This is a genomic window from Streptomyces sp. BBFR102 (genome assembly GCF_051397025.1).
In the GTDB taxonomy this organism is placed as follows: Bacteria; Actinomycetota; Actinomycetes; order Streptomycetales; family Streptomycetaceae; genus Streptomyces.
On the sequence record NZ_CP195757.1, the window covers coordinates 906707 to 929671 of the forward strand.

Genomic DNA, 22965 nt, shown 5'->3' on the forward strand with positions numbered 1-22965 from the left:
CGGGGCCCGGCGGCTCAGCGGGCGTGGCTGACCCAGGCGGAGTGGACCGCCTGCCAGCACCGGCCGGTCAGCTCGACCGTGCGGGCGGGGCCGACCTCGCGGGCCGGGCCGTCGGTGTCCAGGTCCCACCAGGCGGCGCACCGCAGGTGGAGCCGGACCCGGTCGGGTTCGGGGTACGGGTTGTGGCAGTAGCCGGTGACCTCGGCGCCCTCGGTGATCACCCGGCAGTGGGCGCCGAACGGGCGTGGGGGCGGGTCCTCGTCGGCCGCCTGTGCCGGGGAGACCGTCAGCAGCGGCAGGAGCAGCGCGACCGCGGCGGCGCGACCACGGCGGACGGCGGGGCGGGGCGGGCTCCAGGACACGTGCACGAGAGGGACCTCCTCGGCCGTACTGCGCCCCGGACCGGTGAGGCCGGGGCGCTGCTGCACCACAAGGGGTTACTCGTGCTCCACCCTGCGGTCCGCCCCGTCGCGCCGCCCGCCGGGTCACCCGAACGGGCGACGCCCCGCCGCCCGCCGAGGGCGGGGACGGGGCGTCGGGAGGCGCGTACGCCGAGGTCAGGCGCCGAGGGCGTGGAGGCCGCCGTCGACGTGGACGATCTCGCCGGTGGTCTTCGGGAACCAGTCGGAGAGCAGCGCCACGACACCGCGCGCGGCCGGCTCGGGGTCGCTCAGCTCCCAGGAGAGCGGGGAGCGCTCGTCCCAGACCGTGGCCAGGTCCTCGAAGCCGGGGATGGACTTGGCGGCCATGGAGCCGAGAGGTCCGGCGGAGACGAGGTTGCAGCGGATGTTCTTCGGGCCGAGGTCGCGGGCGAGGTAGCGGCTGGTCGACTCCAGAGCCGCCTTGGCGACGCCCATCCAGTCGTACTTCGGCCAGGCGAGGGTGGCGTCGAAGGTGAGGCCGACGACCGAGCCGCCGCGCTTCTCCAGCAGCGGCAGGAGCGCCATGGTCAGCGACTTCAGGGAGTACGCCGAGACGTGGACGGCGGTGCCGACCGACTCCCACGGGGTGTTGAGGAAGTTGCCGCCCAAGGCGTCCTGCGGCGCGAAGCCGATGGAGTGCACGACCCCGTCCACGCCGGCGTCGTCGCCGTAGTGCTCGGCGACCTTCCCCGCGAGCGAGGCGAGCTGCTCCTCGTTCTGCACGTCCAGCTCGATGACCGGGACGGGCTTGGGGAGGCGCTTGGCGATGCGCTCCACCAGGGAGAGGCGGCCGAAGCCGGTGAGGACGACGTCCGCGCCCTCCTCCTGGGCGAGGCGGGCGACGTGGAAGGCGATCGACGCCTGGGTGATGACGCCGGTGACGATGATGCGCTTGCCTGCGAGAAGTCCACTCATGGCGATCAGTGACCCATGCCCAATCCGCCGTCAACGGGGATGACGGCTCCAGTGATGTACGCGGCGTCGTCGGAGGCGAGGAACCGGACGGCGGCGGCGATCTCCGCGGGCTGCGCGTAGCGGCCCAGCGGGACCTGGCCGACGATCCCGGCGCGCTGCTCGTCGGTGAGGACCTTGGTCATGTCCGTGTCGACGAAGCCCGGGGCGACGACGTTGAAGGTGATGTTGCGCGAGCCCAGCTCCCTGGCGAGCGAACGGGCGAAACCGACCAGTCCGGCCTTGGAGGCGGCGTAGTTGGCCTGGCCGGCGGAGCCGAGGAGGCCCACGACGGACGAGATCAGCACGACACGGCCCTTGCGGGCGCGGAGCATGGCGCGGTTGGCGCGCTTGACCACGCGGAAGGTGCCGGTGAGGTTGGTGTCGAGGACGGAGGTGAAGTCCTCCTCGGACATCCGCATCAGAAGCTGGTCCTTGGTGACGCCGGCGTTGGCCACCAGCACCTCCACGGGCCCCTGCTTCTCCTCGATCTCCTTGTACGCCTGCTCCACCTGCTCGGCGTCGGTGATGTCGCACCTGACGGCGAGGAAACCGGCGGGCGGCTCACCGGAGCGGTAGGTGATGGCGACGTTGTCGCCTGCGTCGGCGAAGGCCTGGGCGATGGCGAGGCCGATGCCCCGGTTTCCTCCGGTGACGAGAACCGAGCGGCTCAACGGACCACCCTTTCGGTTGCGGTTGTGCGGGAGCGACTACAGCCGAAAACCTATCGGTACGCACGGGCAACCGAAGAATCGGTCACCGACAGGGGCGTGCGGGCGGCACTGTCGGGTCCCTACAGTCCGCAGGGCCGGAACGGGTGGCGGCCTCGCGGTCCTCCGGGGCGCCCATACACTGGCCGGGGGGTCGTGCTTGCCCCTTCACCATCGTTCAAGGAGACAGTGGATCGTGACGGACATCGTCGACGAGCTGAAGTGGCGCGGGCTGTTCGCCCAGTCCACCGACGAAGACGCTCTGCGCAAGGCTCTCGCGGACGGGCCCGTCACCTTCTATTGCGGGTTCGACCCGACGGCGGCCAGCCTGCACGTCGGCCACCTGGTGCAGGTGCTGACCATGCGGCGGCTCCAGCGGGCCGGCCTGCGGCCGCTGGCGCTGGTCGGCGGCGCGACGGGCCAGATCGGCGACCCGCGCCCGACCGCCGAGCGCACGCTGAACTCCCCCGAGACCGTCGCGGAGTGGGTGAACCGGCTGCGGGACCAGATCGAGCCCTTCCTCGACTTCGACCCGTCCCTGCCCAACCCCGCCCGGATGGTCAACAACCTCGACTGGACCGCGAACCTCTCGGCCATCGAGTTCCTGCGGGACATCGGCAAGCACTTCCGGGTCAACAAGATGCTCACCAAGGAGTCGGTCGCCCGCCGCCTGGAGTCGCAGGAGGGCATCAGCTACACCGAGTTCAGCTACCAGCTCCTGCAGGGCATGGACTTCCTCCAGCTCTACCGGAACCACGGCTGCACCCTCCAGCAGGGCGGCAGCGACCAGTGGGGCAACCTCACGGCGGGCATCGACCTGATCCACCGCCTGGAGCCGGACGCCCGGGTGCACGCCCTGGCGACGCCGCTGATGACCAAGGCGGACGGCACCAAGTTCGGCAAGTCCGAGGGCGGCGCGATCTGGCTGAACGCCTCGATGACCACGCCGTACGCCTTCTACCAGTTCTGGCTCAACACCGACGACCGGGACGTCTCGCGGTACCTGCGCATCCTGTCCTTCCGCAGCCGTGAGGAGCTGGAGGAGCTGGAGAAGGTCACCGAGGAGCGGCCGCAGGCGCGGACCGCGCAGCGGGCGCTGGCCGAGGAGCTGACCACGCTGGTCCACGGCGAGGACGAGTGCCGGGCCGTGATCGCCGCCTCCAAGGCGCTCTTCGGCCAGGGCGAGCTGGCGGACCTGGACGCGGCGACGCTGGAGGCGGCCCTGCACGAGCTGCCGCACGTGCGGGCCGACGGCTTCGCCCCGGTGGTGGACCTGCTGGCGGAGACCGGCCTGGTGGCCAGCAAGTCGGCCGCCCGCCGGACGGTGAAGGAGGGCGGTGCCTACGTGAACAACGTCAAGGTCACCGCCGAGGACGCTGTCCCGGCTCCCGAGGACCTGCTGCACGGCCGGTGGCTGGTACTGCGGCGCGGCAAGAAGAACCTGGCCGCGGTGGAGATCGCCGGCTGACACGGACGCGTACGCCGCTGCCCCGGCCCCCTTCGGAAGGGGGACCGGGGCAGCGGCGTTCCGTCTGCCGGGTCAGGCGCGTGGCCGGCCCCTGACCTTGGCCCAGAGGATGTCGCCGATCCAGACGACGAGGACGGCGCCGGCGAGTTGGAGGACGTGCCTGATCCAGTCGATGCCTCGCGTGTCCTCGACGCCGATCCCGCTCGCCACGGAGTTGCCGATGACGCTGCCGATGATTCCGCAGATCACCGTCAGCCAGATGGGGATCTGCTGCTTCCCGGGCAGGATCGCCTTGGCGAGCAGACCCAGGATCAGGCCGACGATGATGGCCCACAACCAGCTCATATCTCCTCCTGGGGAGGCGGATCGTCGCTCCAGTCTCCGCCCGGCGCGCGTTCGACGCATGTCGGACATGCCCAGGAGGCCACCCGCCGGTGCCCGCCCGGGCGGGCGGGCGTAATCTGAGGCCCGCCGGGGCGGTCTGGCCCCCGGCGGACGGACCTGGTTTCTCCCGGGCCCCACAGGGGCGAGGAAGGGTGGCGGAGCGGATGCGGAAGCGGCGCGGAGCCGAGGTCATCCGGATCACCGGAGCCCGGAAGTCCCTCGCGGACGACGTGCGGGGCCGCCAGCGGCGCTACGTGATCGCGATGCTGGTACGCACCCTGTCGGTGATCGCGGCGGCGGCCCTGTGGAACGTCGAGCGGTACGTGGCGATCGGCGCCCTCGTCCTGGGTGTCCTCCTCCCCTACGTGGCGGTGGTGATCGCCAACGCCGGACGGGAGAACGCCCCGGGCCTGCCCGACGCGTACGTGCCCTCCGGCCTGAAGGCGCTGCCCTCGGGGGCGTACGAGCTGCCTCCGACGGCCGTGCGGGAGTCCGGCGGAGCGCGGAGCGAGGGTAAGGCGCCTTCCGCCTGAGCCCGTCCGGGACCGGCCACCGGCTCTGAACTGGGGTGTTGCCGACGCCCCCGACCCACCCTCCGGAAACCTCAAGAAAAGCTCAGATCAATCATGTTGTTCCGGTGCACCGCACCGGGCACCCCGTGACATACTTCGGGAGCGCTCCGCATCCCCCGTCGGAGCGACGGACCGACGCCGGGCAGCTCCCCCCGTGGCTGCCCGGCGTCGTTTTCCTCTGTTCTCCACGGTGCCTGACGGGGTGTCAGGCGAGTGCCTCCGGGAGTTCCATCGGGACGGCGCGCAGGCTGCGGCCCCGCCGGTCGAGGACCCGGCCGACGTTCTTCTCGGTCCGCAGCACCATCACCCGGTCATCGACGCGGAAGCGCAAGTGGGCCAGTTCCTGCACGAGATGGGCCTCCAGAGTGTGCACCTCGGGGACACCGCGCAGCCACACGTCGAGGATGAGGTTGTGCGGCCCGGCGGTGACGGTGCACAGCCGCAGTTCGGGCAGGGTGCGCAGTGAGGCGGTGGCGGCGTCGAGGTGTTCGGCGGGGACCGAAGCGAAGTAGACCACCGAGACGGGCCAGCCGGTGAGCGGCCGGGCGAGGCTGCAGCGCAGCACGAACTGCCCGCTGCCCACCAGCCGCCGCACCCGTCGGCCGACGGTGGCGACGCTGGTCCCCGCCCGCCGGGCCAGTTCGGCCAGCGGCATCCGCCCGTCCTCGCCGAGGGCCACCGCGATCCGCCGGTCGACGGTGGTGACCGGCTCGGGCCTGGCCGGGGCGGCGGGCGGGGCGAGGCGGGCCCGCTGGCCTGCGGACAGGCTCCGCAGCCGCCAGCGGCTCCCCTCGAAGGGCGCGCCGGTGATGACGTGGGTGCGGGTGAGGTGGACGCCCGGCAGGCCCGCGATCCGGCCGCCGATGTAGTCGACCAGGCCGTCCATGTCGTAGGCCCAGACGATGGCGAGGAGGTCGCGGGCGCCGGAGGTGTGCTTGACGCTCATCGTCTCCGGGTCGTGGGCGATGATCCGGCCGATCTCCCAGGAGCGGTCCGCCTCGGTGACGATCTCGACCTGGGCGCGGACCTGCCCGTCGTCGGCGGGCGGCCAGTAGCCGTCGACCCAGGCGGTGCCGGAGTCGCACAGCCGCCTCCAGCGGCGGGCCACCGTGGCGGCGTCGACGCCCAGCACCTCGCCCACCAGTGACCAGGGGGCGCGCGGCTGGATCTGGAGGGCGTTGACGACGGCGAGGTCCAGTTCGGTCAGGGCGGGCAGCGGACGCGCGTCGCCGGGGCCGGGCGGCGCGGCGGGCCTCGGCCAGAGCCGTTCCGGGGCGCTCCACGGCTGATCGGTCCGCCCCTCGCGGGAGCCCGGTGTGATGGATTCCTGCATTGGATCTCTCCCTGTGACCGGATCAGGCGATTAAACCGTGCCGTGATCCTGGCGTTCCAGCGTGCTCCGTCACACGCACGTTCCGGCGTGGAGGCCCGGCCGCCGCTGGGGCGGCCCTCGCCTGCGCGCCGCCGGCAGAAGAAGGAGTCACCTGTGACCACCGCCACCCCCCTCAGGATCACCGGCGCCCGCATCGTGGACGGCACCGGCGCCGCCCCCGTCACCGACGGTGTGGTGTGCGCGGACGCGGACGGCGTGCTGCGGTACGTCGGTCCGGCGGCGGGGGCGCCCGTGGCGGCGCCCGGCGACCGGGTCGTGGACGTGGCCGGGCGGACCGTGCTGCCCGGGTTCATCGACTGCCACGTGCACCTCGGTGTGGAGACCGCCAAGGATCTGGGCAACCGGGCGCGGCTCGACCCGACGATGGAGGTCTTCCGTACCGCCGAGCGGATGCGGCGCACCCTGGAGGCGGGCGTGACCACCGTGCGCGACCTGGGCGGCCTGTCCGCCGGGTACCGCACGGCCGTCGAGGCGGGGCTGGCCGAGGGGCCGCGTATCCGGACCGCCGTACGGCTGCTCGGGCACACCGGCGGGCACGCGGACTTCTCCCTGCCCGGCGGCTTCGACCCGTCGGCGGGGCTGAGCGAGATCGCCGACTCCCCCGACGAGGTGCGGGTGGCGGTGCGGCGGCTGCTGCGGGACGGCGCCGACGTGATCAAGCTCTGCGCCACCGGCGGCATGAGCAGCCCGCACGACCACCCGGACGACGAGGGGCTCAGCGAGGAGGAGATCCGCACCGTCGTCGACGAGGTCTCCCGGCACGGTGGCCGCCCGGTGGCCGCGCACGCGCAGGGCACGGCGGGCATCCTCAACGCCATCCGCGGCGGCGTCACCAGCGTCGAGCACGGCTACGGCCTGGACGCGCACGCGCGGCAGCTGGCGGGCGAGCACGGCACATACGTCGTACCGACCCTCTCCACCGTCTTCGACGGCATCGACCGCAGCCGGATGGAGCCCTCGCACTACGAGAAGAAGGTCCGCTGGTCGGGGGTGACCAAGGAGAACATCTCGGCGGCCATCGCCGACGGGGTGAAGATCGCCCTGGGCACCGACTCCGCGATGGTGCCGCACGGCCGGAACCTGCGGGAGCTGATGCACCTGGTGGCGCTCGGCATGTCCCCCGAGGGCGCCATCGCCGCCGGGACCCGGGTCGCCGCCGAACTGCTCGGCGTCCAGGACCGCGTCGGGACGCTGGAGGTGGGCAAGGAGGCCGACCTCGTGGTCTGCGACGGCGACCCGCTGTCCGACGTCGCCTCCCTCGCCGACCCGGCCTCGGTCCGCCTGGTCGCCCGGTCCGGCGTGGTCCGCAAGGACACCCTGCCGCGCGGCTGACCCCCTCGCCGCCACGTCCCCGCCCCCAACCCCCCGAAAGGCCGCCGCAGTGCAGGACACCGCCACCGCGCCCGACACCCGGGCCGGACGCCTACTCGACCGGCTGATGACCGGCCTGGAGCGCTTCGGCAACAAGCTGCCCCACCCCTTCTACCTCTTCTCCGTCCTCTTCCTGGTGCTCGGCGTCGTCTCCACCGTCCTCGCCGCCACCGGCGCGGGGGTGACGGTGCCCGGCACCGACGAGCACCTGGAGGTGAAGGGGCTCTTCTCCGGCGCGGGGATCAGCTGGCTGCTGGAGAACGCGCTGGTCAACTTCACCGGCTTCCCGCCGCTCGGCACCGTGCTGCTGATGATGATGGCGGTCGGTGTGGCCGAGCGGTCCGGCCTGCTGGAGACCGCCGTCCGCGCCACCATCGCCCGCGCCCCGGTCCGCGTCCTGCCGTACGTGGTGGCGTTCGTCGCCTGCCAGGCGCACGTCATGAGCGACATCGCCATGCTCGTCATCCCGCCGCTGGCCGCCATCGCCTTCCGGGCCGCCGGGCGCAACCCGGTGGCCGGGCTGATCGGCGCGTTCGCCTGCGTCTGCGCCGGTTACGCGGCCGGCTTCACGGTCGGCGCGCTGGACGCGCTGTACGTGGGGATCACCGAGAAGGCCGCCCAGGTGCTGCCGATGAGCGCCGAGGCGGCCACCCATCTGCTGGTCAACTACTTCTTCACCGCCTCCGCCAGCCTGCTGCTGGCGCTGGTCGGCGGGCTGCTCATCACCAAGGTGCTGGAGCCGAGGCTGCCGGAGCCGGCCGGGGACGGTTCGGCGCCGCGGGGCGAGGAGGAGCACTCGGCCGAGGTCACCCCGCTCCAGCTCCGCGCCCTGCTGGCGGCGGGCGCCGCCGTCGCCGTCTACGCGGCGGTGGTGCTGGCGGTGTGGCTGATGCCGGGCAGTCCGCTGCGCGGCGAGGGCGGGGCGCTGGTCCCCTCCCCCGTGCTCACCGGCGTGGTGCCGCTGCTCTTCGGCGCCTTCCTGATCGGCGGCGTGGTCCACGGCGTGGTGGCGCGCACGGTGAAGCAGGCGGCGGACGTGCCGCGGATGATGGCCGAGTCGGTGACCGGCATGGCCTCGTACATCGTGCTGATCCTGGTGATCGCGCAGTTCATCGCGGTCTTCAACTCGTCGAACGTCGGCACGCTGCTGGCCGTGGAGAGTGCGGGGCTGCTGGAGTCGGTGGGGCTGACCGGATTCACCGCGGTGGTCCTCTTCGTGCTGCTGGTGGCGGTGCTGAACCTCTTCATCACCTCCGGTTCGGCCCTGTGGTCGCTGATGGCTCCGGTCTTCGTGCCGACCTTCATGCTGATCGGCATGGAGCCGGCCCTCACCCAGGCCGCCTTCCGCATCGCCGACTCCGCCACCCAGATGATCACCCCGCTCAACCCGTACCTCTTCCTCGCGCTGGCGCTGCTGAAGCGGTACGAGCCCAGCGCGCAGCTCGGCACGCTGATGTCGCGCCTCGCGGTCTTCGTGGTGCCGTTCCTGGTGACCTGGCTGGCGGTGCTGGGGCTCTTCTACGCCTTCGACCTGCCGCTCGGGCCGGGGGCCGGAATCCGTATGGAGTGAGGGAGTTAGGGTCGCGGGTGTGAACTTCCCCGACTTTCCCGGGCCCCTCGGCGGCGCCCGGCACCCCGACGCCGTGATCTGCTCGGCCAAGGGGTGCCGGGCTGCCGCCGTCTGGGTGCTGGCCTGGAACAACCCGAAACTTCACCCGCCCGAGCGGCGCAAGACCTGGCTGGCCTGCGAGGAGCACCGCGAGCACCTCTCGCAGTTCCTGGGGGTGCGCGGCTTCCTCAAGGACGTGGTGCCGCTCGCCGACTGGGAGGCGCCCGACGAGCCGCGCTGAACGACGCGTACGCGGGGTGCGGCTCAGCCGCCGATGGCGGACATGGGGCGCCGGGGCTGGAGGAAGGCGGGGTCGTCGAGGCCCGAGCCGGCCTTCTTGCCCCACATCGCCTGCCGCCAGATCCGGGCCAGTTCCCCGTCCGGGGCACCGGAGCGCAGCGCGGCCCGCAGGTCGGTCTCCTCGGAGGCGAAGAGGCAGGTGCGGATCTGGCCGTCGGCGGTGAGCCGGGTGCGGTCGCAGGCGGCGCAGAACGGCCGGGTGACCGAGCCGATGACGCCGACGCGGTGCGGGCCGCCGTCGACCAGCCAGCGTTCGGCGGGGGCGGAGCCGCGCTCGCCGGCGCACTCCTCGGTGAGGGTGAAGCGGGTGCGCAGGGAGGCGAGGACGTCCCCGGCGGTGATCATGCCCTCGCGCTTCCAGCCGTGCTGGGCGTCGAGCGGCATCTGCTCGATGAAGCGCAGCTCGTAGCCGTGCGCGACGGCCCAGGCGAGCAGGTCGGGGGCCTCGTCGGCGTTGTGGCCCGGCATGAGGACGGAGTTGACCTTGACGGGGGTCAGGCCGGCCGCGTGGGCCGCGGCCAGTCCGGCGAGGACGTCGCGGTGGCGGTCGCGTCGGGTGAGGGTCTTGAAGACCTCGGGCCGCAGGGTGTCCAGGGAGACGTTGACCCGGTCGAGTCCGGCCTCCTTCAGGGCGCCGGCGGTGCGGCCGAGGCCGATGCCGTTGGTGGTGAGGGAGAGCTGCGGCCTCGGTTCCAGGGCGGCGCACTCCTGGACGATGCCGACCAGGCCGGGGCGGAGCAGGGGCTCGCCGCCGGTGAAGCGGACCTCGGTGACGCCGAGCGCGGTGGTGGCGACACGGACCAGCCGCACGATCTCCTCGTCGGTGAGGAGGTCGGGCTTGGCGAGCCAGCTGAGCCCTTCCTCCGGCATGCAGTAGGTGCACCGGAGGTTGCACCGGTCGGTGAGGGAGACGCGCAGGTCGGTGGCGACTCGGCCGTAGGTGTCGATGAGCATCTGCCGCGCCAGCTCCCGTGGTCGTCGTTCCGTTGCCTGCTGGCGAGCGTACGCGAGGCGGGGGCGGGCGGCAGCGGTCCGATCCGCCCGGGGTCGCGCGTCCCGGCGCCGGCCGCCGGCCGTGGGGCCGGTGGGGCGCCGGGGAGCGGGTCAGTGCGCGCCGGTGCCGGTCAGCGAGCGGACCTCCAGCTCGGCGTACTTCTCCTTGTCCGGGGTCTCCTTCGACAGCATCGTGCCGAGCCAGCCGAGCAGGAAGCCCAGCGGGATGGAGATGAGGCCCGGGTTCTCCAGCGGGAACCAGGCGAAGTCGACGCTCGGGAACATCGAGGTCTCCTTGCCGGAGACGACCGGCGAGAAGAGGACCAGCAGCACCGAGGAGGCGAGGCCGCCGTAGATCGACCACAGCGCGCCCTGGGTGGTGAAGCGCTTCCAGAAGAGGCTGTAGAGGATCGTCGGGAGGTTGGCCGAGGCGGCGACCGCGAAGGCGAGGGCGACCAGGCCGGCGACGTTGAGGTCGCGGGCGAGGGCGCCGAGCGCGATGGAGACGATGCCGATGGCGACGGTGGCCCAGCGCGCGGCGCGGACCTCCTCCTTGTCGGTGGCCTCGCCCTTGCGGATGACGTTGGCGTAGATGTCGTGGGCGAACGACGAGGACGAGGCGAGGGTGAGTCCGGCGACCACCGCGAGGATGGTGGCGAAGGCGACCGCGGAGATGGTGGCGAGCAGGACCGCGCCCCACGTCGAGTCGACGCCGCCGATGTGCAGGGCGAGCAGGGGTGCCGCCGTGTTGCCGGCCTTGTTGGAGCCGGTGATCTCCTCGGGCGAGATGAGCGCGGCGGCGCCGAAGCCGAGGGCGATGGTCATCAGGTAGAAGGCGCCGATGATGCCGATGGCCCAGTTGACCGACTTCCGGGCGGCCTTGGCGGTCGGCACCGTGTAGAAGCGGATCAGGATGTGGGGCAGGCCGGCGGTGCCCAGGACCAGGGCGATGCCGAGCGAGAGGAAGTCCAGCTTCGAGGTGGGCGTCAGGCCGTACTTGAGGCCGGGTTCCAGGAAGGCGGCGCCGTGGCCGCTGTTCTCGGCGGCCTTGCCCAGTAGGTCGGAGATGTTGAAGTTGAACTTCAGCAGCACCATGAAGGTGATGAGCAGGGTGCCGAAGATGAGCAGGACGGCCTTGACCATCTGCACCCAGGTGGTGCCCTTCATGCCGCCGATCGTCACGTAGACGATCATCAGAACGCCGACCAGGGCGACGATGAGGATCTTGCCGCTGTCGCTGGTGATGCCGAGGAGCAGCGAGACGAGCACGCCGGCGCCGGCCATCTGGGCGAGCAGGTAGAAGATCGAGACGACGATGGTGGAGGTGCCGGCGGCGGTGCGGACCGGGCGTTGGCGCATGCGGTAGGCGAGGACGTCGCCCATCGTGTAGCGGCCGGAGTTGCGCAGCGGTTCGGCGACCAGCAGCAGCGCCACCAGCCAGGCGACGAGGAAGCCGATGGAGTAGAGGAAGCCGTCGTAGCCGAAGAGGGCGATGGCGCCGGCGATGCCGAGGAACGAGGCGGCCGACATGTAGTCGCCGGAGACGGCGAGTCCGTTCTGGAAGCCGGTGAACTGGCGGCCGCCTGCGTAGAAGTCGGAGGCGTTCTTGGTCTGGCGGCCGGCCCACACGGTGATGAAGAGGGTGGCGACGACGAAGAGGCCGAAGAGCGTGATGATCAGCGGGCGGTGCTGGCTGGCCTCGTTGGCGGCGAGGTGGGCCGCTCCTGTCGCGAGCGTGGTCGTGGTGCTCATGCGTCGCCCTCCAGACGGGCCTTGATCGCCTCGGCGCGCGGGTCGAGCTTCTTCGCGGCGTGCTGGGAGTACCACCAGGCGATGAGGAAGGTGGTGGCGAACTGGCCGAGTCCAAGGACGAGGGCCACGTTGATGTTGCCGAAGAGCTTGGTGCCCATGAAGCCGCCCGCGTAGTTCGAGAGCAGCACGTAGAGCAGGTACCACAGGACGAAGGCGATCGTCAGGGGGAAGGCGAAGGAGCGGTGGGCACGGCGGAGTTCGCCGAACTCCGCGCTTTCCTGCGCCTCCACGAAAGCCGCCGTCGAGGGCATGGCAGGGGGCTTGTCGGGCGCTTCGCCCTTCGACGGTGGAGAGGCTTCGGTAGCCACGGAATCTCCTCGCGGTGCGGGTGCGGTGGGATGTGACGGGTCCACCGGGCCGGCCGGCGCTGCCGGGACCGAGGGGCCCGGCAGTCCGGTCGTGCCGGACGGAATGGGGTGTTCAGCGGGGGTGGGCATGACGGTGCGCGGACCTCGCAGTGATGTGGATCACGCGACGGTTGGCGATGCTAGGCGGCCGGGGCGTGATCCGTAAGGGGGTTGGACCAGGGGCCTTCCGCGAAGCCGCGATACGGGCCTACCGGGGCACCCCTGGCTCTTCTCCCCTGCACAACGTCACGGCGGCCCGGCCGAAGTGGTTCACGGTGAAGTTGATTTCTTCCCGAAGGCCATTGCTGGCAGGGCGGCTTGGTGATTGGCTGCGTTCTGCACACGCGTCATGTACCTGCCCAGGTGCCGCCATCGGCTGCCGGGCGGTCGGTCCACGGTGCACGAATGCCGGGTCCTCCGCACGACTCCGGCCGGCCGGGGGTCCACGCGTCCTGGCGGCCGGGTGGTGCGCACTCCTTACAGAATTCGGAGAGCCTCATGACCGCTTCCTCCGCACGCGCGCGCCGCGCGTTCGCCCTCCCGATGGGGCTGGCGGTGGCCTCGTCCCTCGTACTGGTCCCCGTCACGACGGCCTCGGCCGCCGAGGAGGCCCCCGCCGCCACGACGGCCACCACCGCGGGTGCCGCCGACGGAGAGCAGTTCAGCTACGTGGTGAACATCCTGCCGGGCAAGCTCGCTTCGGCTCTCGCCGAGAGAGCGATAGCCAAGGCCGGCGGCACCGTCGTCAAGGCGTACGACAAGATCGGTGTCGTCGTGGCGCACTCGGCGCGGGCCGACTTCGCGGAGAAGATCCGCAAGGTGCCCGGCGTGCAGAGCGCCGGCGCGACCCGGACCACGCCGCTCGCCACGCAGTCCACCCACGACATGGGTGCCCCGGTGGCGCTGAGCGAGAAGCAGCTGGACGCGGCCGCGCTCAAGGCCGAGGGCGACGAGGACCCGCTGCAGGGCCTCCAGTGGGACCTGCCGGCCATCAAGGCCGACAAGGCGCACCAGAAGTCGCTCGGGTCGAGCAAGGTGACCGTCGCGGTCATCGACACCGGCGTGGACGACACCCACCCCGACCTGGCCCCCAACTTCGACCGCGCGGCCTCGGTCAACTGCGTGGGCGGCGTGCCGGACACGGCGGACGGCGCCTGGCGCCCGCAGGCCGGCGAGAGCCCGCACGGCACGCACATCGCGGGCGAGATCGCCGCCGCCAAGAACGGCATCGGCATGACCGGTGTCGCCCCGGGCGTGAAGATCGCGGGCATCAAGGTGGCGCAGCCGGACGGGTTCTTCTACACCGAGGCCGTGGTCTGCGGCTTCATGTGGGCGGCCGAACACGGGGTGGACGTCACCAACAACAGCTATTACACCGACCCGTGGATGTTCAACTGCACCGACGACGCCGACCAGAAGGCGCTGGTCCACGCGGTCGGCCGGGCGACGGCGTACGCGGAGCGCAAGGGCGCGGTCAACGTCGCCTCGGCGGGCAACTCCGACCTGGACCTGGCCGCCGACACCCTGCCGGACAGTGACAGCCCGAACGACTCGGAGCCGGTCGACCGTGAGATCGACCCCGACACCTGCCTGGACATCCCGGCCCAGCTGCCGGGCGTCGTGACGGTCTCCGCCACCGGGGCGAAGAACCTCAAGTCGTCGTACTCCAACTACGGCAAGGGCGTCATCGACATCACCGCCCCCGGCGGCGACTCGACCCGTCTGCAGACCCCCGAGGCCCCGGCCGTGGACGGCCGCATCCTCGGCACCCTGCCGGGCGGCGGCTACGGCTACATGGCGGGCACCTCGATGGCCGGCCCGCACGTCGCGGGCGTCGCCGCGCTGATCAAGTCGACCCATCCGAAGGCCCCGGCCTTCCAGGTCAAGGCGCTGCTGAAGGCCCAGGCCGACACGCTGGCCTGCCCGGAGCCGTACGACCTCGACGGTGACGGCGTCGCCGACGCGGTCTGCGAAGGCGGCAAGTCAGGCGCCGGCTTCTACGGCGCGGGCATGGCCGACGCGCTGGACGCGGTCACCAGGCGCTGACCCGGGCGCCGGCCTCCGGCGCTCGACCCTCTGGGCCCGGGAACGGGCGGGACGACGGCGTAGCGCCGGACTCCTTCCCCGTTCCCGGGCTTTCGCGTGCCCTCCCCCGCCCACGCGGCAGGATGGCCGGATGACGGACGACATGTCACGGGAGATGTGGGCGGCGCTCGGCGGCGGCCCCGGGCAGCTGGAGCGGATCGCGCAGGAGCGCGCGCCGGCCGCGCTGGACCGGGCCGCGCTGCCCGCCGCGGCACTGGCGCGCGCCACGGTGGCCGTCTGCTCCCTGGCGGCGGCCGAGCTGGCGTCGGCCCGCGGCGGCGGGCCCGTACCCCGGGTGCGGGTGGCGGACCGGGCGGTGGGCGGCGCCTTCCGCAGCGACCGGCTGGTCCGGCTGAACGCCCGCGAGCCCGTCACCTTCGCACCGCTCTCCGGCTTCTGGCGGGCCGCCGACGGCTGGGTCCGCACCCACGCCAACTACCCGCACCACCGCGCCCGGCTCCTCGGAGCCCTCGGGCTGCCCGAGGGCGCGGGGCCGCGCGAGCTGGCCGCCGAGCTCGCCGGGCGGGACGCGGCCGACACCGAGGAGGCGGTGTACGCGGCGGGCGGCCTCGCCGTCGCGGTCCGGGACCGCGCCACCTGGGCCCGCCACCCGCAGGGCGTGGCGGCGGCCGGGCACTCCCTGGCCGAGCGGCGGCCACTCGCGCCGGGCGGTGCGCCCCTGCCGCCCTCCGGCCGCCCGCCCGGGTACGCGACGGCCGGGCTGCGGGTCCTGGACCTGACGCGGGTGCTGGCCGGGCCCGTCGCCACCCGCACCCTGGCGCTGCTCGGCGCGGACGTGCTGCGGCTCGACGCGCCGTGGCTGCCGGAGAGCCAGGACGCGCTGGACGACACGGGCCTCGGCAAGCGCTCGGCCCGGCTCGACCTGGCCACCGCCGAGGGGCGGGCGGTCCTCGGCCGTCTGCTGGAGACGGCGGACGTGGTCGTCACCGGCTACCGGCCCGGCGCCCTGGAGGCCCTGCCGGGGATGGCGCCGGAGGAACTGGCGGCGCGCCGGCCGGGGCTGGTGGTGGCCCAGCTCTCCGCATGGGGGTGGACCGGGCCGTGGTCCGGGCGGCGGGGCTTCGACAGCCTGGTGCAGGCGGCCAGCGGCGTCGCGGTGGCCGAGCGCGACGAGGGCGCGGCGGACGGCCCGCCCGGCGCCCTGCCCGCGCAGGCCCTCGACCACGGCACCGGCTACCTCCTGGCGGCGGCCGTCCTGCGCGCGCTGACCCGGCGCCACCGCACCGGCGAGGGTTCCCTGCTGCGTCTGAGCCTGGCCCGCACCGCCCACACCCTGCTGCACGCGGACGTACCCGGGGGCACGCCGCCCGGGCCGGGCGCGGCACCGGAACCGCTGCTGCGCGAGGCCGTCACGGAGCGGGGCACCCTGCGGTACGCGCCGTCTCCCGTGGAGTTCGCGGGCGGGCCCCGCGACTGGTCCCGGACACCCGGCCTGTGGGGCGCGGACGCGCCGTGCTGGGAGGAGTCCACGCACTGATCCGGAAGGGGGTCCTCCCGTTGCTCTGCGCGACTTGCCGTCCTCGCGCGCCGACAGTGAAGATCCTGTAATGAGCTTCATACGACCGCCCGCCGACGGCCCCGTCGGCACGCCCCGCCCCGCCGAGGCCGCCCCGGTGGCCGAGGAACACGGTGTCCGGCCCGCGCGCGTGGTCGCGCTGCCGTCGGTCACGGGCGCGGCGCGCGCACTGGCCGTGGTGGGTCTGCTGACGCTCGGCGCGCTGATCCCGCTGCTCGGCCCGGGGCCGGTGCTGGAGGGCACCGGTGAGGCCCTCGCCCCGGCGGCCCGGCCGGCCGGGCTGCTGCGGGCGGTGCTCTTCGCCGCCCTCTGCGTCCAGGCGGGCGAGGTGTGGGTGGCGCGGATGGTCCCGGCGGTCCCCGGCGCCCCGGACCGGCTGATGCCGCGCGCCTGGTCGGCGGCGGCCTCCTGCTGCGGCCTGGTCGCGGCCGTCGCCCTCTCCGCGGTCGTCGCCAACGGCAACATCTGGCCGCGCGACTGGTCCGAGCTGCGCTTCGGCGAGTTGTACGGCACCGGGGACGGCGTGCTGGCGCTGCTGGAGATCAACGCCTTCGCGGCGGCCTGGCTGCTGGCGCTCTCCAAACGGCCCGGGCTCGCCGCGCTGCCGCTGGCGGTGCTGGTGGTGGCCGAGGCGGTGCGCGCGCATCCCGAGATCGAGACGCCGCTGCTCGGCTCCGCCCTGACCGTGGTCCACCTGACGTGCGGCGCACTGTGGGCCGGCGGCCTGTTCCAGGTGCTGCGTGTGCTGCGGCTCTGGCAGGGCCACGGCCTGCGGGGGCAGGGGGCGGCGCTGCTGGCCCGCTACGCCCGCGCCGCCGCCTGGCTGTTCGCCGCGGTCACGGTCACCGGCACCCTCTCCACGCTGCGCAGGATGCCGCCGGACACCGTGCTGGAGCAGCTCACCGCGACCGGCTACGGGCGGGCGCTGCTGGCCAAGCTGCTGCTGCTCGCCGTCGTCGCGGTGCTGGCGCTGCGGGCCCGGCGCCGCGCGGTCGCCGCCGGCGACCCCGGAGCGGTGTTCGCCCCGGGCCGCGCGGAGGTGGCGTTGCTCGGCCTGGTGGTGGCGGTGTCGGCGCTGCTCACCGCCCTGCCCGTACCGATCCGCTGGTGACTGCTCAGGCGCCCACGGGCGGGCGGAGCTGGTCCGGTGCCGCCTCGGCGCGCGGTGTCGCGGCGGCCCGCAGCACACCCGTCACCAGCAGGTACTGGGCGGCCAGGTAGGTCGACATCACCCAGAAGTCGTGCGGGGCCGGGGTGTTCCACTCGGCGATGTCCATCGCTATCAGGGCGTCCGACAGCAGGAAGAGCAGCCCGCCCACGGCGGTGGCGGCGCCGAGCCGCAGCGCCCCGAAGGCCATCGCGGTGAGCAGCAGGCTGTACGCGGCGACCGGCAGCCGCAGTCCGGCGGGCAGGCCGGGCCAGAGCAGCGCCACGAGCAGGACGAGGGCGGCGGCGTAGGCGGCGCCGAGCGGCAGGGCGCGGCGCGGCGCGCTGCCGTACCGGGCGAAGAGGAACAGGTAGCAGACGTGGCCGACGGCGAAGGAGCCCATGCCGAGGAGGAAGGCGGTGTCGTCCTCGAAGCGGAGCAGGGTGTCGCCGCCCCAGCCGAAGACGGCGGCGGCGATCAGCAGCGGCGGTCCGCCGCGCACGGCGGCCCAGGCGGCGAGGACGGAGAGCAGCAGGGGCTTGACCGCCAGGTGCAGTTCCGGGTGCCCGGCGAGCAGGCCGCCCAGGTCCAGGGCGACGACCACGGCGAAGGCGCCGAGCAGCAGGCGCGCGGCCAGGGCACGGCGGGGGGGCAGCGGGGTGCCGGTACTCATCGGGTGGCCTCCGGGGTGGTGTTCGTGGTGGGCGGGGCGGGTGGCCGGCCAGGTGCCCGCAGGACGCGGCCGGCCCGCTCGCGCCGGGCGGCGGCGCGGACGGGCCGGGCGGCGGCGTGCTCGTGGGTGGCGACGCGCAGCGGGCCGCCGCTCTGGATGTCCTCGGCGAGGCCGTGGACGGGGCGGACGGTCTCGGGGGCGAAGGAGCCGGCGAGGCGGTCCCGGACGATGAGTATGCCGCCGGAGCCGCGTTCCGGGTAGCCGCTCGGGGAGGTGTGGTGGACCCGGTGGCGGGAGAGGGTGTCGAAGAGGAACCCGACCGGGCGTGGCAGGCGGCGGCCGATCCGCTCGGTGAGCGGGACGAAGGCGGGTACGGAGCGGAGCGCCACGTCGGCGAGGTTCGGCATGCCCGCACGGTAAGGCGGGGCGCGGCCTGGCGGGAGGGGTCCGGCACGACAACTCTTACCGGGGGTAAGACCGCTCCCGTTGGCGGATTCCACCAAGTGCGCGCCCCCGGCGCACGCCCGCCTGACGCTCCGTCCGCCCGGCTCGGGGCACGCCCTCTCGCACCCGCCGGGGAGCAAAGGGACAGACACCCCACTGCCCGCGCTCCACGCACCCCGTATTCTCTACGACCATGCTCGAAGACCACACGCCCGCATCCGCCTGGCCGGCCACCTACCCGACGGGTTACGCCGTGGTCGACGTCGAGACCACCGGTCTGGCCAGGGACGACCGCATCGTCTCGGCCGGTGTCTACCAACTCGACGCGCTGGGGCGCGTGGAGGACCACTGGTACACGCTGGTCAACCCGGAGCGCGACCCGGGCCCGGTGTGGATTCACGGGCTGACCACCGGCGTCCTGAAGGACGCCCCGCTCTTCAAGGACATCTCGGACGAGCTGTCGGCACGCCTGGCCGACCGGGTCCTGGTGGCCCACAACGCCGCCTTCGACTGGTCGATGCTGGCGCGCGAGTACGCCCGCGCCGAGCGCGTCGCGCCGGTACGGCAGCGGCTGTGCACGATCGCCCTCTCCAAGGAGCTGGGGCTGCCGCTGCCCAACCACAAGCTGGAGTCGCTCGCCGCGCATTTCGGGGTCGTCCAGGAGCGCGCCCACCACGCGCTGGACGACGCCCGGGTGCTGGCCGAGGCGTTCCGCCCGAGCCTCGCGGCGGCCGCCGGGGGCGGGGTGCGGCTGCCCCTGCTGGAGTGCCGCCCGCTGACCGAGTGGTCCGAGCCGCCCGCCACCCCGAGGGTCGGCCGCCAGGCCGTTTACGGCGGCCCGTCCTCCTGGCGCCCTGCCCGCAAGCGGCCGGCCTGCCCCTACCCGAACCCGGGTCGGTACGAGCCGGGCGGGCGGCTGGCGCAGGGGATGCGGATCGCCTTCTCCGGGGACACCTCCACCGAGCGGGAACTGCTGGAGGACCGGGCCACCGAGGCGGGGCTGCACGTGGCGACCAGCCTCTCGCGGCTCACCAGCCTGCTGGTGACCAACGACCCGGACTCGGGCACGTCCAAGACGGTCAAGGCCCGCCAGTTCGGCACGCCGGTGGTGGACGAGGCCGCGTTCGGCCAGCTGCTCCACGACGTGGCCCCCGCGCCGGGCGGCTGAGCCCCCGGCCGCCGGGGCTCGGGACGAATGGGGCGGGCCCGGCCTGAGGAGCCTCGGGACCGCCAGGTACCGTCAAGGCGTGTACCGCTTCCTGTTGTCCCGGCAGTGGGTGATCGTGACGCTGGTCTTCCTGCTCCTGATCCCCACCATGATCGAGCTGGGTTTCTGGCAACTGCACCGCCACGAGCACCGCGTCGAGCAGAACGCGCGCATCGAGCGGTCGGTCAAGGCCGACCCCGTGCCGGTGCGGGAGCTGACCGAGCCGGGCGGCTCGGTGGCGGAGGGCGACCGGTGGCGGCGGGTCACCGCCGAGGGCACCTTCGACCCGGAGCACGAGGTCGTGGTGCGCCGCCGCACCAACGCCGACGACAAGGTCGGCGTGCACGTCCTCACCCCCTTCAGGCTCGACGACGGCACCGTGCTGCTGGTCAACCGGGGCTGGGTCCCCTCCGACGGGCCGCAGACCTCGCTGCCGAAGATCCCCGCCCCGCCCTCCGGCGAGATCACCCTCACCGGCCGGCTGATGCCGGACGAGACCACTGCCGCCAGCGGCATCAAGGACCTGAAGGGCCTGCCCGACCGGCAGATCATGCTGATCAGCAGCGGCCAGCAGGCCGACGCCCTCGGCGTGCCGGTCGTCGGCGGCTACGTCGAACAGGTCTCCCCCGCCCCGGGCGCGGACGGCCCCGAGCTGGTCAAGGGCCCCGATTACGGCGGCATCGGCCCGCACATGGCGTACGCCGTGCAGTGGTGGCTCTTCGCGGCGGCGGTCCCGATCGGCTGGGTGGTCCTGGTCCGCCGCGACGCCCGCGACCGGCGCGAGGCCGCCTCCGGGGAGGCCGGGAGCGGTACGGGCGGCGACGGCGGCACGCCCGAGTCGGAGCCCGTCGCCGTGGGCGGCTGACCCGGGTCTGGGTCCGCGCCACCCCCCACCTCGCCCCCGGCCGCCCCCGCACGGCAGGATGTGCGCCATGGATCTTGGACTGAAGGACCGCGTCTACGTCGTCACCGGCGCCACCCGTGGCCTCGGCAACGCCACCGCCCGTGCGCTGGCCGCCGACGGCGCGAAGGTCGTCGTCAGCGGCCGCGACCAGGGCACCGCCGAGCAGGCGGCCGAGGCGATCGGCCCGAACGCCGTCGGTGTCGGCGCCGACAACGCCGATCCCCGGGCGGCCGGGCGGCTGCTCGCCACCGCCGAGGAGCGCTTCGGCCGCCTCGACGGCGTCCTCATCAGCGTGGGCGGGCCGCCGCCCGGCTCGGCCGCCTCCACCACCGACGAGCAGTGGGAGGCCGGTTTCGCCTCGGTCTTCCTGGGCGCGGTGCGCCTGGCGCGGGCGGCCGCGGCCGAACTGGGTGAGGGCGGCGTCATCGGCTTCGTGCTCTCCGGCTCCGTCCACGAGCCGATCACCGGCCTGACCGTCTCCAACGGACTGCGCCCCGGGCTCGCCGGGTTCGCCAAGTCGCTGGCGAACGAGGTCGGCCCGCGCGGCATCCGGGTGGTGGGCGTACTGCCCGGGAAGATCGACACCGACCGCATCCGGGAGATCGACGGATTCGCCGAGGACCCGGCCGCCGCCCGCGCCGCCGCCGAGGCGTCCATCCCGTTGAAGCGGTACGGCCGCCCGGAGGAGTTCGGCCGCACCGCCGCTTTCCTCCTCTCGCCCGCCGCTTCCTACCTGACCGGCGTCATGGTCCCGGTCGACGGCGGCGTACGGCACGGTTTCTGACCGGCCGCGAAGCGCGCGGAAGGGGCCCGGCACGCCGCCGGGCCCCTTTTCCGTACGCGGGTCAGGAGACCCGTTCCGCCTTGTGACGGGCTGACTTGAGGATGACCTCGGCGGGGAGTTCGTCCCGGCCGAGGGAGCCCCGGGCATCCCGCAGGCCCTGGCCGACCAGTCGCTCCAGCGTCTCGCGCGGCCCGGCGTTCGGCTCCAGCCGCAGGCCGGCCTTGACCTCGGGAGAGTCGCGGCGGCCGCGCAGCAGCACCTTGGCCCGGTCCACGCCGGGCAGCCGCTCCGCCTGGTCGCCGAGGGCGTCCTCCACCGCGCTGCCGCGCACCTCGGCACCGTCCCCGTCGCCGGTGTCGACGGCGAGCGCGGCGAGGCGGTGGCGGCGCAGTTCGGCCGAGAGCCACCACAGGGCGAGCAGCAGGATCACCGCGAGGGCGGCGATCACCACCGGCCACCACCAGCCCTCGTCACGCCAGCGGGTGCGGTTGGCCTCGGTGAGCAGTACCTCGTGGCGGTTGTCGTAGATCCACCAGGACGGCGGCTTCACGCCGAGGCCGACGGCGAGGGTGGCGCCGCCCGCGACGAGCAGCAGCAGGCCGGCCAGGGTGAGCAGGACGCGGTTGACCTTGGTTCGCACGCCGGTCACCTCTTTCGCTGGGGACGGACGACCTTGACCGACACCTTCGGGGAGCGGGCGAGGCCGAGGTCCTCGACCGCCTCGGTGGCGGCGGAGCGCAGATCGGCACGCACCTCGTCCACGTCCCGGAAGTGGGCGACGGCCCGCACCTTGGCCTTGCGGCGCTTCAGCCGCACCTTGGCGCTCTGCACCCCCGCCACCCGCATCGCCCGGTCGCGCAGGGCGAGGGCTGCCGCCTTGCGGTGCAGCACGGCGCGGACGTCCGGGTGGACACGGTTCATCGGCAGCAGGCGGCGGCGCCCGGGGGTGAGCGCGAGCAGCAGCAGCCAGAGGCCGAGCCCGGTGGCGACACCGGCGCCGACCAGCGTCCAGATGTCGTCCAGGGGGCGCGTGGCCAGTTCGTCGGCGAGCGTGCGGCGCCAGGCCATCGCCCGGTGCCCCGCCCGCACCGCGACCACGTCGTACAGCAGGAGGCCACTGGCGCCGAGGAGCACCAGGGCGGTGAGGGCGGCGGGGATGCGGCGCGCCGACCAGAAGCGGTGGGCGCGTCCGCCGGGGGCCAGTCCCGGTCCGTGCTCGGCCGGGGTGGCGTCGAGCACGCGCGGGTCCTTCTCCAGCACCCCGCCGCTGCCGGAGCGGGTGGCTCCGCCCGGCTCGGGGGTCTCGCTCATCGGGCCCTCCCTTGCGTGCGGCCCGTGGCGACACGCAACTTCTCGACCTGGACGGCGACCTCGGGCACGGTCATGCCGGTGAGTCCCTCGACGCGTTCGGTGACCCGGCGGCGTACGGCGCCGCACTGGCGGCCGATGTCGGTCGGGTAGCCGATGTCGACGCTGACCCGGACGCGGGCGCGGTCCTGGTGGATGCTGACGGTGGCACGGGGCGGGTCCGCGTCCCGCTGGTTGCCGCGCAGCGCCTCCCGCGCGGCCTGCCCCGCGATCTTGGCGACGACCCGGTCCGCGATGCGGGTCTCGCCGCGCTCCGCCGGAGCGACCGGTTCGCTGGTCACAGGCGTCACCCGCGCCCGGTGTCACGTCCGCGCGAGCGGAAGAAGTCGCCGGGTTCCAGGTCTCCGTCGGCGAACCTGCCGAGGAGGAACCCGACCGCGCCGAGCGCCGCCACCAGGACGAAGGCGCCGAACCCGCCGAAGTATCCGGCGAAGCCGAGCGTCAGGCCGGCCACCAGGCCGATCAGGGCCATGTTCATCTCGTG

Annotated in this window: 24 protein-coding genes and 1 pseudogene; 11 read left to right on the forward strand and 14 right to left on the reverse strand. The window is 73.7% G+C overall.

The genetic code is table 11. The features are described from left to right. Positions 1-14: 14 nt before the first annotated feature. The 3 genes from ACSLIC_RS04150 to fabG all read right to left on the reverse strand — a co-directional run bounded on the left by ACSLIC_RS04150 (position 15) and on the right by fabG (position 2047). Positions 15-368 carry a hypothetical protein gene (locus tag ACSLIC_RS04150; RefSeq protein ID WP_436736307.1) on the reverse strand — a complete coding sequence of 118 codons (354 nt, stop codon included), beginning with the start codon at positions 366-368 and terminating at the stop codon, positions 15-17. 189 nt (positions 369-557) lie between these two features. Next, positions 558-1337, reverse strand: coding sequence for an enoyl-ACP reductase FabI (fabI, locus tag ACSLIC_RS04155; RefSeq protein ID WP_436736308.1), 780 nt, complete (start codon positions 1335-1337; stop codon positions 558-560). Positions 1338-1342: 5 nt separating this feature from the next. Further along, positions 1343-2047, reverse strand: a complete 705-nt coding sequence (fabG, locus tag ACSLIC_RS04160; protein WP_003947377.1) for a 3-oxoacyl-[acyl-carrier-protein] reductase — start codon at positions 2045-2047, stop codon at positions 1343-1345. Positions 2048-2279: 232 nt separating this feature from the next. Between fabG and tyrS the strand changes: the two genes are divergently transcribed. Then, on the forward strand, positions 2280-3551 hold the full coding sequence (gene tyrS / locus ACSLIC_RS04165) for a tyrosine--tRNA ligase (protein ID WP_436736309.1): 1272 nt from the start codon (positions 2280-2282) through the stop codon (positions 3549-3551). A 72-nt stretch (positions 3552-3623) separates the two neighbouring features. On the opposite strand, the gene ACSLIC_RS04170 is transcribed toward tyrS, so the two are convergent. Next, complete coding sequence (locus ACSLIC_RS04170) at positions 3624-3896, reverse strand: GlsB/YeaQ/YmgE family stress response membrane protein (protein WP_436736310.1); 273 nt, start codon at positions 3894-3896, stop codon at positions 3624-3626. A 203-nt stretch (positions 3897-4099) separates the two neighbouring features. Here ACSLIC_RS04170 and ACSLIC_RS04175 point away from each other — a divergent pair, with 203 nt between their 5' ends. After that, the gene (locus tag ACSLIC_RS04175; RefSeq protein WP_436736311.1) at positions 4100-4468 is read left to right on the forward strand and encodes a DUF3099 domain-containing protein; all 369 of its coding nucleotides are present in this window, start codon (positions 4100-4102) and stop codon (positions 4466-4468) included. A 244-nt stretch (positions 4469-4712) separates the two neighbouring features. On the opposite strand, the gene ACSLIC_RS04180 is transcribed toward ACSLIC_RS04175, so the two are convergent. After that, the gene (locus tag ACSLIC_RS04180; protein ID WP_436736312.1) at positions 4713-5840 is read right to left on the reverse strand and encodes an Lrp/AsnC family transcriptional regulator; all 1128 of its coding nucleotides are present in this window, start codon (positions 5838-5840) and stop codon (positions 4713-4715) included. 153 nt (positions 5841-5993) lie between these two features. On the opposite strand from ACSLIC_RS04180, the gene ACSLIC_RS04185 reads away from it, so the two are divergent. Genes ACSLIC_RS04185 through ACSLIC_RS04195 form a run of 3 tightly spaced genes read left to right on the forward strand, consistent with a single transcriptional unit; the run spans position 5994 to position 9121 of the window. Then, a complete protein-coding gene (locus ACSLIC_RS04185) occupies positions 5994-7232 on the forward strand; it encodes an amidohydrolase family protein (protein WP_436736313.1) in 1239 nt (412 codons plus the stop codon). A 49-nt stretch (positions 7233-7281) separates the two neighbouring features. Further along, positions 7282-8841, forward strand: coding sequence for an AbgT family transporter (locus ACSLIC_RS04190; protein ID WP_436736314.1), 1560 nt, complete (start codon positions 7282-7284; stop codon positions 8839-8841). A gap of 19 nt (positions 8842-8860) precedes the next feature. Then, positions 8861-9121, forward strand: a complete 261-nt coding sequence (locus ACSLIC_RS04195) for a hypothetical protein (RefSeq protein WP_436736315.1) — start codon at positions 8861-8863, stop codon at positions 9119-9121. A 23-nt stretch (positions 9122-9144) separates the two neighbouring features. On the opposite strand, the gene moaA is transcribed toward ACSLIC_RS04195, so the two are convergent. The 3 genes from moaA to ACSLIC_RS04210 all read right to left on the reverse strand — a co-directional run bounded on the left by moaA (position 9145) and on the right by ACSLIC_RS04210 (position 12236). After that, complete coding sequence (moaA, locus tag ACSLIC_RS04200; protein WP_436736316.1) at positions 9145-10134, reverse strand: GTP 3',8-cyclase MoaA; 990 nt, start codon at positions 10132-10134, stop codon at positions 9145-9147. Positions 10135-10284: 150 nt separating this feature from the next. Continuing rightward, positions 10285-11925: a solute symporter family protein gene (locus ACSLIC_RS04205; protein WP_436736317.1), complete on the reverse strand. Its 1641-nt coding sequence runs from the start codon at positions 11923-11925 to the stop codon at positions 10285-10287. Then, positions 11922-12236, reverse strand: coding sequence for a DUF485 domain-containing protein (locus ACSLIC_RS04210; RefSeq protein WP_018470487.1), 315 nt, complete (start codon positions 12234-12236; stop codon positions 11922-11924). The genes ACSLIC_RS04205 and ACSLIC_RS04210 overlap by 4 nt, the downstream gene beginning before the upstream one ends. A 594-nt stretch (positions 12237-12830) precedes the next feature. Between ACSLIC_RS04210 and ACSLIC_RS04215 the strand changes: the two genes are divergently transcribed. The 3 genes from ACSLIC_RS04215 (at position 12831) to ACSLIC_RS04225 (ending at position 17065) form a co-directional block, all read left to right on the forward strand. Further along, positions 12831-14378 carry a S8 family peptidase gene (locus tag ACSLIC_RS04215; RefSeq protein ID WP_436736318.1) on the forward strand — a complete coding sequence of 516 codons (1548 nt, stop codon included), beginning with the start codon at positions 12831-12833 and terminating at the stop codon, positions 14376-14378. A gap of 130 nt (positions 14379-14508) precedes the next feature. Next, positions 14509-15915: a CoA transferase gene (locus tag ACSLIC_RS04220; RefSeq protein WP_436736319.1), complete on the forward strand. Its 1407-nt coding sequence runs from the start codon at positions 14509-14511 to the stop codon at positions 15913-15915. A gap of 70 nt (positions 15916-15985) precedes the next feature. Beyond that, positions 15986-17065, forward strand: a complete 1080-nt coding sequence (locus ACSLIC_RS04225) for a CopD family protein (RefSeq protein ID WP_436736320.1) — start codon at positions 15986-15988, stop codon at positions 17063-17065. Between the two features lie 4 nt (positions 17066-17069). Here the strand turns inward: ACSLIC_RS04225 and ACSLIC_RS04230 are convergent, their stop codons facing one another. Further along, on the reverse strand, positions 17070-17774 hold the full coding sequence (locus tag ACSLIC_RS04230; protein WP_436736321.1) for a lysoplasmalogenase: 705 nt from the start codon (positions 17772-17774) through the stop codon (positions 17070-17072). Further along, positions 17771-18127 (reverse strand): annotated as a pseudogene (locus ACSLIC_RS04235) (sterol desaturase family protein); the annotation flags it as partial. The gene ACSLIC_RS04230 and the pseudogene ACSLIC_RS04235, both read right to left, overlap by 4 nt. Positions 18128-18411: 284 nt before the next feature. Between ACSLIC_RS04235 and ACSLIC_RS04240 the strand changes: the two are divergent. The 3 genes from ACSLIC_RS04240 to ACSLIC_RS04250 all read left to right on the forward strand — a co-directional run bounded on the left by ACSLIC_RS04240 (position 18412) and on the right by ACSLIC_RS04250 (position 21113). After that, positions 18412-19386, forward strand: a complete 975-nt coding sequence (locus ACSLIC_RS04240; protein WP_436736322.1) for a DEDDh family exonuclease — start codon at positions 18412-18414, stop codon at positions 19384-19386. Positions 19387-19465: 79 nt separating this feature from the next. Further along, positions 19466-20290, forward strand: a complete 825-nt coding sequence (locus ACSLIC_RS04245; protein WP_436736323.1) for an SURF1 family cytochrome oxidase biogenesis protein — start codon at positions 19466-19468, stop codon at positions 20288-20290. Between the two features lie 67 nt (positions 20291-20357). Next, the gene (locus ACSLIC_RS04250; RefSeq protein ID WP_436736324.1) at positions 20358-21113 is read left to right on the forward strand and encodes an SDR family oxidoreductase; all 756 of its coding nucleotides are present in this window, start codon (positions 20358-20360) and stop codon (positions 21111-21113) included. A gap of 61 nt (positions 21114-21174) precedes the next feature. Here the strand turns inward: ACSLIC_RS04250 and amaP are convergent, their stop codons facing one another. The 4 genes from amaP to ACSLIC_RS04270 are packed head-to-tail and all read right to left on the reverse strand — an operon-like array spanning position 21175 to position 22959. Continuing rightward, positions 21175-21762 (reverse strand): alkaline shock response membrane anchor protein AmaP, encoded by a 588-nt coding sequence (amaP, locus tag ACSLIC_RS04255; protein ID WP_436736325.1) that lies wholly within the window; start codon positions 21760-21762, stop codon positions 21175-21177. Then, complete coding sequence (locus ACSLIC_RS04260) at positions 21759-22424, reverse strand: DUF6286 domain-containing protein (protein WP_436736326.1); 666 nt, start codon at positions 22422-22424, stop codon at positions 21759-21761. Before ACSLIC_RS04260 ends, amaP begins: the two co-directional genes overlap by 4 nt. Beyond that, complete coding sequence (locus tag ACSLIC_RS04265) at positions 22421-22771, reverse strand: Asp23/Gls24 family envelope stress response protein (protein ID WP_436736327.1); 351 nt, start codon at positions 22769-22771, stop codon at positions 22421-22423. The genes ACSLIC_RS04260 and ACSLIC_RS04265 overlap by 4 nt, the downstream gene beginning before the upstream one ends. Further along, positions 22768-22959, reverse strand: a complete 192-nt coding sequence (locus ACSLIC_RS04270) for a hypothetical protein (protein WP_436736328.1) — start codon at positions 22957-22959, stop codon at positions 22768-22770. The genes ACSLIC_RS04265 and ACSLIC_RS04270 overlap by 4 nt, the downstream gene beginning before the upstream one ends. Positions 22960-22965 lie beyond the last annotated feature (6 nt).